Genomic DNA, 13505 nt, shown 5'->3' with positions numbered 1-13505 from the left:
AGAAAATATTCAAAACCACATAAATACTGTGTGTTTAGTACAATCCATCGGCAGCTTGAAAAGAAGGTTCACATGTTAAACAACATTCGTATCGAAGAAGACTTGTTGGGTACCAGGGAAGTTCCAGCGGATGCCTACTACGGTGTCCACACTCTGAGAGCGATTGAAAACTTCTACATCAGCAACAGCAAAATCAGCGACATCCCTGAGTTTGTTCGTGGCATGGTGATGGTGAAGAAAGCCGCAGCCCTGGCCAACAAAGAGCTGCAAACCATTCCTAAAAGCGCGGCAAATGCGATTATCGCAGCCTGCGATGAAGTGCTGAACAACGGCAAATGCATGGATCAGTTCCCGGTTGACGTCTATCAGGGCGGCGCGGGCACCTCCGTCAACATGAATACCAACGAAGTACTGGCAAACATTGGCCTGGAGCTGATGGGTCACCAGAAAGGTGAATACCAGTACCTGAACCCGAACGACCACGTCAACAAATGCCAGTCCACCAACGACGCCTACCCTACCGGCTTCCGTATCGCGGTGTATGCCTCCGTGGTGAAACTGGTGGATGCGATCAACCAGCTGGGTGATGGCTTCCAGCGTAAAGCGGTTGAGTTCCAGGACATTCTGAAAATGGGTCGTACCCAGCTGCAGGATGCGGTGCCGATGACCCTCGGCCAGGAATTCCACGCGTTTAACGTCCTGCTGAACGAAGAGACTAAAAATCTGCTGCGCACCTCCGAGCTGCTGCTGGAAGTGAACCTGGGCGCTACCGCCATCGGTACGCGTCTGAACACCCCGGATGGCTATCAGCAGCTGGCGGTACAGAAGCTGGCTGAAGTGTCCAACCTGCCGGTTGTGCCTGCAGAAGACCTGATTGAAGCGACCTCCGACTGCGGCGCCTACGTCATGGTACACAGCGCGCTGAAACGTCTGGCGGTGAAACTGTCCAAAATTTGTAACGACCTGCGCCTGCTCTCTTCCGGCCCGCGCGCTGGCCTGAACGAAATCAACCTGCCAGAACTGCAGGCAGGTTCGTCCATCATGCCAGCCAAGGTGAACCCGGTCGTGCCAGAAGTAGTGAATCAGGTTTGCTTCAAAGTCATCGGTAACGATACGACCGTGACCATGGCCTCTGAAGCGGGTCAGCTGCAGTTGAACGTGATGGAGCCAGTCATTGGCCAGGCGATGTTTGAATCTATCCACATTCTGACCAACGCCTGCTACAACCTGCTGGAAAAATGCATCAACGGCATCACGGCGAATAAAGAAGTCTGCGAGGGTTATGTCTATAACTCCATCGGGATCGTCACCTACCTCAACCCGTTCATCGGGCACCATAACGGCGACATCGTCGGTAAGATTTGCGCCGAAACCGGTAAGAGCGTGCGTGAAGTGGTGCTGGAGCGCGGGCTGTTGACCGAAGCCGAGCTGGACGATATTTTCTCAGCCCAGAACCTGATGCACCCGGCCTATAAAGCGAAACGATATACCGATGAAAGCGAACAGTAACCGTTCAGGCTAGGATTCTTAAGGCACGTCACTTGTGACGTGCCTTTTTTCTTTTTAGGCGTTACCAAAATACAACAATTCAATATCAACTTGTTAATAAGCAAGGCAGGTCCTTATGTTTGGAGCAGAACTCGTCATCGTCTTGTTGGCGATTTATTTGGGAGCACGACTCGGGGGTATCGGCATCGGTTTTGCCGGCGGTCTTGGAGTGCTCGTTCTTACCCTTATCTTTCAGATTAAACCCGGGGCAATCCCGTTCGACGTTATCGAAATCATAATGGCAGTCATTGCCGCTATTGCCGCCATGCAGGTGGCAGGCGGTATGGACTACCTGGTGAGCCTGGCGGAGCGCATGCTACGCCGCCACCCGAAATACATAACCTTCCTTGCTCCGCTGGTGACCTGGTTTATGACCATTCTCGCCGGTACTGGCCACACCGCTTTCTCCACGCTGCCGGTGATTACCGAAGTGGCGAAAGAACAAGGCATCCGTCCGTCGCGTCCGCTCTCTATTGCCGTCGTCGCGTCCCAGATCGCGATTACCGCCTCGCCGATTTCCGCGGCGGTGGTCTTCTTCGCCGGTATCCTGGAGCCGATGGGCGTGAGCTACCTGACGCTGCTGGCGATCTGCATTCCGGTGACGCTGATTGCGGTGATGATTACCGCCGTGCTGTGTAACTTCCTCGGTGCTGAACTGAAAGACGATCCGGTTTATCAGGAGCGTCTGGCAAAAGGTGAAGTGAGCCTGCGCGGCAGCCAGGTCTTCGAACTGAAGCCACATGCGAAACGCTCCGTGCTGCTGTTCCTGATTGGTATTGTCGCCGTCATGTTCTATGCGACCGCCATCAGCGATACCGTGGGGCTGATCCAGAACCCGGTCCTGCCGCGTAACGAAGCGATTGTGGTGTTCATGCTGACCATCGCGACGCTGATTAGCATCACCTGTAAAATTGATACCAGCGAAGTGCTGAACGCCAGCACCTTCAAATCCGGTATGAGCGCCTGCGTGTGCGTACTGGGTGTGGCGTGGCTTGGTGATACCTTCGTGAAAGCGCACATCAGCGATATCCAGACCGTCGCTGGTGACCTGCTGCACAACTATCCGTGGCTGCTGGCTGTCGTGCTGTTCTTCGCGGCGACCCTGCTTTACTCCCAGGCGGCGACCACCAAAGCGCTGATGCCTGCGGCGCTGATGCTGGGTGTGACGCCGCTGACGGCAATTGCCTCTTTTGCGGCGGTTTCTGCCCTGTTCGTATTGCCAACCTACCCAACCCTGCTGGCGGCGGTGGAGATGGACGACACCGGCTCAACCCGTATCGGTAAGTACGTGTTTAACCACGCGTTCCTCATCCCGGGCGTGGTGGCGATTACGCTTTGCGTGGTCCTCGGCTTTATCATCGGCGGCATTGTGCTGTAAACGGTTAGCCGTTGTAAAAATAGTTAAAATCGGGCCGCTCAGCGGCCCGTTTCATTAATGACCAGTCGTCTTGCGTGATATAGTGAAGACTTTCGTGATGAGGAGGTCGACTTGTGAACACGCCTGATGCCGTTGTCGTACTGTGCACCGCCCCTGATGAAGCTTCTGCCCAGGATCTCGCCGCCAAAGTGCTGGCCGAAAAACTGGCAGCCTGCGTCACGCTCCTCCCCGGCGCTACCTCTCTTTACTATTGGGAAGGTAAGCTGGAGCAAGAGTACGAAGTCCAGATGTTGCTTAAAACCAATCTGGCGAATCAGCAGGCACTCCTCGACTGCCTCAAATCTCATCATCCTTACCAAACCCCGGAACTGCTGGTCTTGCCAGTGGTTCATGGCGATAACGACTATCTCTCATGGCTCAACGCTTCCTTACGCTGATCCTGCTGCTTTGCAGCACATCAGTTTTTGCCGGGCTGTTTGACGCGCCCGGCCGTTCGAACTTCATTCCTGCCGATCGGGCGTTTGTTTTCGATTTCCAGCAAAACCAACACGACATTACGCTCAACTGGCAGGTGAAAGAGGGCTATTACCTCTATCGCAAGCAGGTGAGCATTACGCCTGCTCAGGCCAGCGTGGGCGCATTACAGATGCCCGCTGGCGAGTGGCATGAAGATGAGTTTTACGGCAAAAGCGAAATCTATCGCCAGCGCCTGAGCGTGCCAGTTACGGTGAACCAGGCGGATAAAGGCGCGACCCTGACGGTGACCTATCAGGGGTGCGCGGATGCCGGATTCTGCTATCCGCCGGAAACAAAGGTGGTTCCGCTTAGTGAGGTGAAAGCGTCGCCCACGATTTCACCTCTTCCTTCAGGCGAGAAGAATGAGGATACCGCTGACCTTCCGTTCTCCGCGCTGTGGGCCTTACTGATTGGCATTGGCATTGCCTTTACCCCCTGCGTGCTGCCGATGTATCCGCTCATCTCTGGCATCGTACTGGGCGGCAAACAGCGCCTTTCCACCGCACGCGCGCTGCTGCTGGCCTTTATTTACGTGCAGGGTATGGCGCTGACCTACACGGCGCTCGGCCTTGTGGTCGCCGCTGCCGGGTTGCAGTTCCAGGCCGCACTTCAGCACCCGTACGTGCTGATTGGCCTGTCGGCGATATTTATCCTGCTGGCACTGTCGATGTTTGGCCTGTTCACGCTGCAGTTACCGTCAGCTCTGCAAACCCGCTTAATGCTGATGAGCAATCGTCAGCAGGGTGGTTCGGCAGGCGGCGTGTTTATGATGGGGGCCATCGCAGGACTGATTTGCTCCCCTTGCACCACTGCCCCGCTGAGCGCCATCCTGCTCTATATTGCCCAGAGCGGCAATCTGTGGCTCGGCGGCGGTACGCTGTACCTTTACGCGCTGGGCATGGGCCTGCCGCTGATTCTGGTCACGGTTTTCGGCAACCGCCTGCTGCCGAAGAGCGGCCCGTGGATGGAGACGGTGAAAACCGCATTTGGTTTTGTGATTCTGGCGCTGCCGGTGTTCCTGCTGGAACGCATTACGGGTGACGTCTGGGGCACTCGCCTGTGGGCGATGCTCGGCGTAGCGTTCTTCTCCTGGGCATTTATCGTCAGTCTGGGAGCCAAAAAAGCGTGGATGCGCCTGGTGCAAATTCTCCTGCTCGCCGCCGCGCTGGTGAGCGTGCGTCCTCTGCAGGATTGGGCGTTCGGCTCGCCGGTCGGCCAGACGCAGGCGCATTTGAACTTTATGCAGATTAAGAACGTCGATGAGCTCAACAGCGCGCTTGCGCAGGCGAAGGGCAAACCGGTGATGCTCGATCTCTACGCCGACTGGTGCGTCGCCTGCAAAGAGTTTGAAAAATACACCTTTAGCGATCCACAGGTGCAAAATGCCCTGAAAGAGACGGTTCTGCTCCAGGCGAACGTAACCGCCAATAATGCGCAGGATAAGGCTCTGCTAAAACAGCTTAACGTGCTCGGGCTGCCAACCATTCTGTTCTTCAATCAACAGGGTCAGGAGCAGCCAGAACAGCGAATAACCGGGTTTATGGATGCAGCGGCATTTAGCGCGCATTTGCGCAATCGCCAACCGTAAACAACACTTTAAACGGAACATACCGTTGGGAATAGCGGAGGAGACAACCGTGCAACGTGAAGACGTACTGGGACAAGCCCTGCAATTACTTGAGATTTATGGGATCGCCAGCACCACGCTTGAGATGGTAGCCGACCGTATCGATTACCCCCTGGATGATCTTAAGCGCTTCTGGCCGGATAAAGAGGCGCTCGTTTATGATGCTCTGCGCTATCTCAGCCAGCAGGTTGATATCTGGCGCAGGCAGCTGATGCTGAATGAAGAACTGACTGCGGAACAAAAGCTGCTGGCGCGCTATACCGCCCTGACGGAATGTGTCAGCAACAATCGCTATCCGGGCTGCCTGTTTATTGCGGCCTGTACGTTCTATCCCGATCCCGACCATCCTGTCCACCAGTTGGCGGATCAGCAAAAACGGGCAGCGCATGACTTCACCCACGAGCTGCTGACCCGTCTTGAAGTGGATGACCCGGCAATGGTGGCGAAACAGATGGAGCTGGTGCTGGAGGGCTGCCTGAGCCGCATGCTGGTGAACCGTAGCCAGGCCGATGTGGATACGGCGCACCGACTGGCAGAAGATATTCTGCGCTTTGCTCAGTGCCGTATGGGCGGGGCGTTAACGTAAGCGAACCTGTCATATTTGACGTATTCGACGCGTAAACCATCAGATTGCCGCAAAGTTAAGCAATTGAACAGCTTTCCCCGAAATAATGTTGACGATAAGGCGCGATTGCGGTTTAATGCGCTCCGTTGCCCGGATAGCTCAGTCGGTAGAGCAGGGGATTGAAAATCCCCGTGTCCTTGGTTCGATTCCGAGTCCGGGCACCACTTTCACTTCAATGTACGTCTCCCAAACATCACAAAACTCAAGTATAATCACTGCTATACGCCACTTTCCAACATTACGAACTCCACTGACCTCAACTCGATTCTCTCTAAATCAAGTTGCATCCGGGGGCTTTTCAGGGGGCTCTTTGTGTTCAATGAAAATTGAGGCCCCCATATGGCACTGACAGCCCGGCAGGTCGAGACCGCCAAGCCTAAAGAGAAGGACTATAAACTCTCTGACGAACGTGGCCTTTTTCTCCTGGTAACCACCACCGGAAAACGCTACTGGCGTATGAAATACCGTATCGCCGGTAAAGAGAAAAAGTTATCTATCGGTGTTTATCCTGAAATCTCTCTGGCTGACGCGCGTGTAAAACGCGATGAAGCCAGAAAAGTGATTGCTGATGGCGGCGATCCGAGTGAGAAAAAGCAGCTCGAAAAACTCGCCAAAAAAATATCCGTCGTAAATACCTTCAGGGCACTCGCCATGGAGTGGCATAAGCATAAGTGTATCTCATGGTCGGAAAGCTACGCAGAAAGCGTTCAGGAGGCGCTGGAGAAGGATATTTTCCCGTATGTGGGCAAACGCCCTGTCGCTGAGATCCTGCCTCTGGAGATGCTGGAAGTTTTACGGCTGATTGAAAAACGCGGTTCGCTGGAAAAATTACGTAAGGTCCGGCAGTACTGCAATCAGATCTTCCGTTACGCCATAGCAACAGGGCGTGCGACGATTAATCCAGCTGCGGAACTGACCGGTACTCTGACCGCACCAAAGACCGAGCACTTCCCTCACCTACAGGCATCCGAGTTACCCGCGTTCCTTGCCAGTCTGGCTAATTACCATGGCAGTTGCATTACGCGTATGGCAACCAGTCTGCTGCTACTGACGGGGGTTCGTACGATTGAACTTCGCGCTGCAGAATGGCAAGAGTTTGATCTGGAGAATGCATTGTGGACAATCCCCGAAAGCCGGATGAAAAAGCGCCGCAAACATCTGGTGCCTTTGTCAGACCAGGTTCTGTCGATCCTGCTGGAACTCCGCACTTATACCGGTCAGTATCAACTCGTGTTTCCAGGGCGCTGCAACATCAACAAACCGATGAGTGAAGCCAGTATCAACATGGTTATCAAACGTATCGGCTACGATGGTAAAGCTACCGGACACGGCTTTCGCCACACTATGAGCACCATTTTGCATGAGCAGGGGTTTAATACAGTCTGGATCGAGATGCAGCTCGCTCACGTGGATAAAAACAGCATTCGCGGCACATATAACCATGCACAGTATCTGGATGGAAGACGAGAAATGATGCAGTGGTACGCTGATTATATTGACAATCTTCTCAGTTCATCGACAAAAAGTTAGTGGTTGTTCACCCGCACCTGAAGGTGCGGGGAACGTAATTCTTTTATTTTTTGTTTGTTCTATAACCTTCTGGCATATTTACCGCGCTGTATGGACTTAAACGTGAAGCGATCCAGTACTGCTTTCCCTGTCGGAGCAAGTTCAGGTAAGCAAGACGTTCGGTCAGATCACGCCGTATTGTTTTTTCGCAAATGCTAAATTCGTCAGCAAGGCTCCTGACGGTCAGTGACTCGCCATTGTTGAGGCGGGTTGACCTGATCCCCGTTGATTAATACACCGCGATGTTTGTAATGTCTTCATCAGCAACGTAAGCGATGAGATGGTCTACCCCCTCCTTCACGGCGACTCTCAATACCGTCATGATGGTGGTAATTCAATCAGCGTTGAAAGGGTGAGAAACCATGTCAAGGCTGAACATTATTGGAATTGATCTTGCGAAAACAAATTTTTATCTTTTCAGCCTTTCACCGGAAGGGAAGCCTGGTGGAAGGATTAAGCTCTCTCGTGAAAAGTTGATTGGCTGGTTTACGACACAGTCCAGGATGATTGTCGCCATGGAGGCATGTGGTGCTTCTCATCACTGGGCCAGAGAAATTCAAAAGACGGGGCATGATGTTGTGATGCTACCCGCTCAGCACGTCAGGGCTTATCAGCGTCGCCAGAAAAACGACTATAACGATGCTCAGGCCATTGCCGAAGCCTGCTGGCACGGAACAATTCGCCCAGTTCCGGTAAAAACGCTATCTCAGCAGGATGAACAAACCTTTTTAAAAATGCGACGACTTGTTTCTGAAGAAAGAACGCAGTTAATCAACCATATCAGAGGGTTAATGGCAGAGTATGGTATTGTTTTGCGTAAAGGCGCAACTGAGCTTCGACGTAAATTACCCGAGTTGCTTGAAGATGCAGAGAATGGATTTACGCCCCAGATGCGTGAACTGTTACAACGGCAATATCAGCGGCTGGCGGCTCTGGATGATGAACTCATATGGTATGACAACCGACAGCGAAAAAATGCCGCCGGGGATTCAGTATGCCAGCGCCTACTTTCTATTCCGGGTTTTGGTCCACTGGTTAGTCTGGCAGTGAAAAGCTGGATGGGTGATGGAAAACAGTTTAAAAGAGGTCGGGATGCTTCAGCGGCTCTTGGGTTGGTTCCACGACAATTCAGCACAGGGGGGCAACAGGTTCTTCTGGGGATCACCAAATGTGGAAACAGCTACGTCAGATCAATGCTGATACATGGTGCCCGAGCTGTTTTGTTCAGATCCGCAGGCAAAACGGATCAACTTAGCTCATGGGTTAACCTGGTCCGGGAGAAACGAGGATTTAACAGGGCAGTCGTCGCCCTGGCAAATAAGTTAATTCGTATTGCCTGGGTTATTATCACTCGTAATGAAGTTTACCGGGTTTCGGTAGCATGAAATAAGAAGTTGAAACAGGGTAATTTATACCGTTAACTCCAGCATTGCGTAGAAAGCAGAAACGATGAAAAACAGGTCAAACCTGCATATCGAAAACCTGGGATCGGGGCTTGGCCAGAATTAATCAAGGCCGTGTAAGCGTTAAGGACGATATGCGCGAATGTTTCATCAAGGCCAGAAGCAGTAGCTTCATCAACAGGCCGAATATACGAAAGCAAACCTGTTACTTTCATTGTCACTGCGTTCTTGCAATACGGGGGAAGACCATATAGGTCCCCCTATTAAGAAGCGTTTTTACAACAAAAACCTTCACATGACCGAACGCCGTTTTCCATTCAGGTTACAAAGTGCCTCATCAGCACGATAAACCTCGGCACGGAAGGCTATTCACTTCACATTTAGCATTCTCAAGTACTTACTTTTTCTATTCACGCAGGAAACACAGTGGTATTGTTTTAAGCTAATATCGATGATGTGATACGTACCACCAAACATTGGATGGTAACTTGTTGCTTTCATGAGCCATTTTTCCGTACAGCTGAAAGCGCAATCGACGCAGGGACTTAAAATGACCGGAGTATCTAGCGATCAATACGCTGCTGGTGAACAGGGCTTAGGGTATATCTATCAGCCTCGTTTTGCGCTACTTAAGCTTCTTCAGTGGCCAGAAGATACATCTGTTTTGATCGAAAAAGATGATGACCTAGACTTCGTTAGTTTTGATGGTGTCAAAACACTGGCATCGCTCAAACACAAAGGGGATGGGGATACTCTAACCGACCTGTCTACCGATTTTTGGAAGTCAGTCCGCATCTGGCTTGACCGCTATAATCGTGATGGTAAAACCGAAGCAAATCTTCGTTTCTTTTTGTTTACGACCGGATCTATCTCAAACTCCTCGTTCCTGCAACACTTCTTAGTCGAACCGCCAACAAAAGACGATAATTCAGTATCAATAACTCAACTCACCAACACAGCTCTGGCTAGAAGCAAGTCAAAACTGATCACGGCAATAGCCGATGAGTTCAATAAACTGACTGATGAGCAAAAAGATGACTTCTTATCACGGATAATCATATTTGATGGCGGGCCTCGCATTGAAGACCTCCCAACAATTATCAAAAATCAACACATGCGTATCATTAGACGCGATAACCGAGACGCTATTTTTGAACGACTTGAAGGGTGGTGGAATAACACGATAGTCGATCTGCTAACAGGGAAACGTAAAGAGGCGATTTTTGGTTATGAGATTTCCGACAAACTTGCAGCATTTTCTGAAGAGTACAAATCGGACAATCTGCCGATTACGTTCAGAGGAAAAATTCCCGTTGGAGAAATCGATGCGATGAATGATCCCAGGCTCTTTGTTGTGCAACTCCGTGAAATAGGGGTTTCCTCTAATCGTATCCGAAACGCTATTCTCGACTACTACCGAGCATTTGAGCAGCGTTCTTCATGGGCGCGTGAAAACCTTTTGGTAACAGGAGAGATGGAAGATTATGAAGACCGCCTTGTTGATGAATGGAGTCGCTATAAAGACGTAGTTTTTGAAGAATTAGATGAAAATTCAGCTGACGAAGTACTTATTACTGCGGGAAAAGCATTGTATCAATGGGCCGATCTTGAAAGTGGTAATATTCACTCATTGCGAATCCGAGAACGAGTGACTGAGCCTTATGTAGTTCGAGGAGGATTTCACATCCTTGCGAACAGTAGACCACTACCCAAAATTTTCTGGCATCCCCACTTCCTAAATAGAATTGGGCAATTGTTGGGAGCCCAAGCATGAAGCAATGGGATCAGCGTCCATTCGAGATAAGGAATCTTTTCAATCCTGCATTTTGTGGTGTTGTACTATTCAGAGCAATGCAGAGCTACGAAGAGGAAAACTCACAGGGCATGCCATTTTCTCTCGCTCTTTTAGTTTTACCATTATGTCTGCAAAAAGATTCTCGCCAAGTGTTTGCTGAAAATCCTCGCCGCTACCTTTTGAAAACTATAGAAAACAATCCCAAATTACTCATTAATTTTGCTAACCGCGTCAATAATATGCTGCCATTTACGCTTGAAGCTTTTGGAGTGCTCATGGAACGAGGATGTTTTGTCGTAACGCAAGACGGCCGATTGAAAACAATACCTAATAAAGTTCGCAAATCGGTCATAGGGACTGAAGAATCAATCTCATGCCAGCGTGTCGCGCGCTATATAGGAAAAGAATTTGCCCGTATTGCAGATCGCGTTACGGTGTACACGACCTTTGGAATACGCCCATGAAAATTAAGTCGATTCATGTCTACAGCCATGATGGCCAACGTCGGGACCTGCAATTTAAGGTTAATGGTTTAAATGTCATTACTGGCCGTTCCTCAACCGGTAAATCAGCTCTTTCTGAGATCATTGAATACTGTATGGGTCGATCTACTTTTAACGTACCAGAAGGTATTATTCGCGATAAAGTGTCATGGTTCGCAGTCATTTATCAATTTTCACAGGAACAAGTACTAATCGCGAAACCAACACCAAATGCAGGAGCCACAAGCTGTGGCACCGTTATGCTGCGACGAGGAAATGAACTGACCGCACCAAATTTCAAAGACCTCTCGGTTAACACCGATGATGATTCTGTAGTCGCACTGTTGTCACGATTACTTGGCATCCGCGAGAACCGTACAGACGTGGCAATTGGGCACAGCAGAGAAAGCTTTGAAGCAAACATCAAGCATACTTTTTATTACCTTTTCCAAAAGCAGGGCCTTGTAGCAAATAAAGATCAACTTTTTTATCGACAAAATGAGGCATTTCAGCCACAAGCTATTCGCGACACATTACCGATTCTTTTAGGTATTTCATCAAATGATCGCTATGAACTTGAGGCCAAACTCCGAACAGCACAACGAGATCTGAAAATCAACGCCAAACGTCTTGAACAAGCTCGCGATACAATCGATACATCACTGCTAAAAGGTTCTGGGCTTTTATCTGAAGCCAGAGCCGTGGGTATCATCACACAAGACAAAGAGAGAATCGGAACTGACGAAGTAATTGATGTTTTGCGTTCTGCAATGCAATGGATTCCGTCCCCCCTACCTGAAGACGATGGACATAGAATATCCATTCTTGAAAATGAAATTGCTGGTTTACGACAAGACAGACGTCAGACCCAGTCCCGAATTGATTCTGCTCGGATGTATGCCAAGCAATCAGGTAATTTTGAAAACGAAGTTTTAGAGCAGCAAGACCGATTATCTTCTATCAAGGCTCTACCGAAAAATCCGGAAACTGGTGAATGGCAATGGCCATTCTGTGAAGCAAATTTAGCACTGGAATCTCCAATTGCTAAAGCACTCCTGAGCGAACTAACAACTCTCGACGCTGAAATGAGCATTGTGGCTGGCCAACGCCCTAAAATGGATGTTTATCTTACTGAACTAGAAGATGAGGTTCAGACCATTGTAAGTTCGATAAGAGCCAAAGAAGTGGAGCTTGCTGCGGCAATCGCGGCAAACGAAGTTATTGAGCAATTAGGCACACGCAATAATGCTGCGGCAAGAGTAATTGGTCGTATAAGTTTGTTCCTTGAAGACCTTGTACCTAACTCAGAACTGGCCACATATGAAGCAGAAAATCGTCGTCTAAAGCTCAAAGTCGAAGACCTACAAAGGAAATTTGGAGCTGATAGCAGCCATGAAAGACTCATATCTATTCTGAATAACATTTCGTCACAGATTACACGCTACATCCAGGCTTTTGATGCAGAATTTCAGGGGCTCCCTGCACGGTTTGATCTAAGCCAAATGACTATTATCTTTGATCGTACAGATCGTCCGGTACCAATGAGTCGAACTGGCGGTGGCGAAAATCATCTCGCTTATCACCTGTCTGCCTTGTTAGCCCTTCATCTCTTTGCTTCAAAGAACAATTGCCCCATTCCTCAGTTTCTTTTAATTGATCAGCCTACCCAAGTTTATTTCCCTTCTGAAAAAATTTACCAGGAAGCTGATGGTACTGTTCAGAAAACGGAAGCTGATGCTGACTTAGCAGCAGTACGTAGACTGTTTGCGTTACTGCTGAAGTTTACACAAGAAGAAGTCCCAGGCTTCCAGCTTATCGTGACAGAGCACGCAAATCTTCGCGACCAGTGGTTCCAGGATGCTTTAACCGAGCTTCCCTGGACCAAGCCCCCTGCCCTGGTACCAGAAGACTGGCCTTTACCGTCAGAATTACCAAATTAAGCACGAGTTTTGAAAATCCCCGCATCTTTGGTTCGATTGCGAGTCTTGCACCAAATTCATATCAACGGACCTCCATGGTGGTCCGTTTTTGCATTCTAAGCCCGCCGAAATCAACACTTCTACAATACCTTAACTCCGCCTGACCGTAAGCGCACCGTGAAGGACGTGGGGTAAAAATTAGTTTACAGAGAGGGTGACGTTCCAGGGCAGCAGTTCTTTCACGCGGTTGGCGGGCCAGGTGTTGATGACGCTGATCACATGGCGCAGCCAGGCTTCCGGCTCGATGCCGTTAAGTTTGCAGCTACCGATCAGGCTGTACATCACTGCCGCACTGTCACCACCACCATCAGAGCCGAAGAACATGTAGTTACGGCGCCCCAGCGCAACCACCCGGAGGGCGTTTTCATACTGAACCGCCCCGGTTTTCCTGGAGAGAGTTAAGTTCGGAAGTTCAGGCTGCCAGAACCTTGTTCCCGATGGAAGCGTAATACGCTTTTTCTGCCTCTATCGGAGGGATGTGACCAAGTCGTTCCAGCAACCGACGATTGTTGTACCAGTCCACCCATGCCAGCGTAGCCAGTTCCACTTCTGAGCGCTTCTTCCAGGCCTGACGGTGGATGAC

11 protein-coding genes, 1 tRNA gene and 2 pseudogenes are annotated in these 13505 nt (G+C 50.2%); 11 read left to right on the top strand and 3 right to left on the bottom strand.

Features of this window, described 5'->3' with window-relative positions; all coding sequences use genetic code 11:
- The first annotated feature begins 72 nt into the window (after positions 1 to 72).
- The 7 genes from aspA (at position 73) to ACVCAM_RS16735 (ending at position 7224) form a co-directional block, all read left to right on the top strand.
- A complete protein-coding gene (aspA, locus tag ACVCAM_RS16765; protein ID WP_003855923.1) occupies positions 73 to 1509 on the top strand; it encodes an aspartate ammonia-lyase in 1437 nt (478 codons plus the stop codon).
- 115 nt (positions 1510 to 1624) lie between these two features.
- Positions 1625 to 2926: an anaerobic C4-dicarboxylate transporter gene (locus ACVCAM_RS16760; protein ID WP_008502949.1), complete on the top strand. Its 1302-nt coding sequence runs from the start codon at positions 1625 to 1627 to the stop codon at positions 2924 to 2926.
- Between the two features lie 113 nt (positions 2927 to 3039).
- Complete coding sequence (gene cutA / locus ACVCAM_RS16755) at positions 3040 to 3363, top strand: divalent cation tolerance protein CutA (protein ID WP_014168278.1); 324 nt, start codon at positions 3040 to 3042, stop codon at positions 3361 to 3363.
- Positions 3339 to 5030: a protein-disulfide reductase DsbD gene (locus ACVCAM_RS16750; RefSeq protein WP_407222987.1), complete on the top strand. Its 1692-nt coding sequence runs from the start codon at positions 3339 to 3341 to the stop codon at positions 5028 to 5030. Before cutA ends, ACVCAM_RS16750 begins: the two co-directional genes overlap by 25 nt.
- A gap of 49 nt (positions 5031 to 5079) precedes the next feature.
- Entirely contained in the window at positions 5080 to 5655 is a 576-nt protein-coding gene (locus ACVCAM_RS16745; RefSeq protein WP_021240733.1) for a transcriptional regulator, read from the top strand.
- 127 nt (positions 5656 to 5782) lie between these two features.
- Positions 5783 to 5858, top strand: a tRNA-Phe gene (locus ACVCAM_RS16740).
- A gap of 175 nt (positions 5859 to 6033) precedes the next feature.
- Positions 6034 to 7224, top strand: a complete 1191-nt coding sequence (locus tag ACVCAM_RS16735) for a tyrosine-type recombinase/integrase (protein ID WP_016154414.1) — start codon at positions 6034 to 6036, stop codon at positions 7222 to 7224.
- A gap of 43 nt (positions 7225 to 7267) precedes the next feature.
- Here ACVCAM_RS16735 and ACVCAM_RS16730 read toward each other — a convergent pair whose 3' ends face one another.
- Positions 7268 to 7483 carry a DeoR family transcriptional regulator gene (locus ACVCAM_RS16730; protein WP_223822565.1) on the bottom strand — a complete coding sequence of 72 codons (216 nt, stop codon included), beginning with the start codon at positions 7481 to 7483 and terminating at the stop codon, positions 7268 to 7270.
- A gap of 142 nt (positions 7484 to 7625) precedes the next feature.
- Here ACVCAM_RS16730 and ACVCAM_RS16725 point away from each other — a divergent pair, with 142 nt between their 5' ends.
- The 4 genes from ACVCAM_RS16725 to ACVCAM_RS16710 all read left to right on the top strand — a co-directional run bounded on the left by ACVCAM_RS16725 (position 7626) and on the right by ACVCAM_RS16710 (position 12883).
- A complete protein-coding gene (locus ACVCAM_RS16725) occupies positions 7626 to 8648 on the top strand; it encodes an IS110 family transposase (RefSeq protein WP_032950067.1) in 1023 nt (340 codons plus the stop codon).
- Between the two features lie 568 nt (positions 8649 to 9216).
- Positions 9217 to 10440 (top strand): ABC-three component system protein, encoded by a 1224-nt coding sequence (locus ACVCAM_RS16720; protein WP_016154416.1) that lies wholly within the window; start codon positions 9217 to 9219, stop codon positions 10438 to 10440.
- Positions 10437 to 10925 carry a three component ABC system middle component gene (locus tag ACVCAM_RS16715; protein ID WP_016154417.1) on the top strand — a complete coding sequence of 163 codons (489 nt, stop codon included), beginning with the start codon at positions 10437 to 10439 and terminating at the stop codon, positions 10923 to 10925. Before ACVCAM_RS16720 ends, ACVCAM_RS16715 begins: the two co-directional genes overlap by 4 nt.
- Complete coding sequence (locus ACVCAM_RS16710; RefSeq protein ID WP_016154418.1) at positions 10922 to 12883, top strand: DUF3732 domain-containing protein; 1962 nt, start codon at positions 10922 to 10924, stop codon at positions 12881 to 12883. Before ACVCAM_RS16715 ends, ACVCAM_RS16710 begins: the two co-directional genes overlap by 4 nt.
- A 177-nt stretch (positions 12884 to 13060) precedes the next feature.
- Here ACVCAM_RS16710 and ACVCAM_RS16705 read toward each other — a convergent pair.
- Both ACVCAM_RS16705 and ACVCAM_RS16700 read right to left on the bottom strand, forming a co-directional pair.
- Positions 13061 to 13288, bottom strand: a pseudogene (locus tag ACVCAM_RS16705) (transposase domain-containing protein); the annotation flags it as partial.
- A 46-nt stretch (positions 13289 to 13334) separates the two neighbouring features.
- Positions 13335 to 13505 (bottom strand): annotated as a pseudogene (locus tag ACVCAM_RS16700) (IS3 family transposase); the annotation flags it as partial.

The organism is Enterobacter sp. CFEC122 (assembly GCF_052983755.1).
This window is presented reverse-complemented; position numbering and strand designations above follow the sequence as displayed.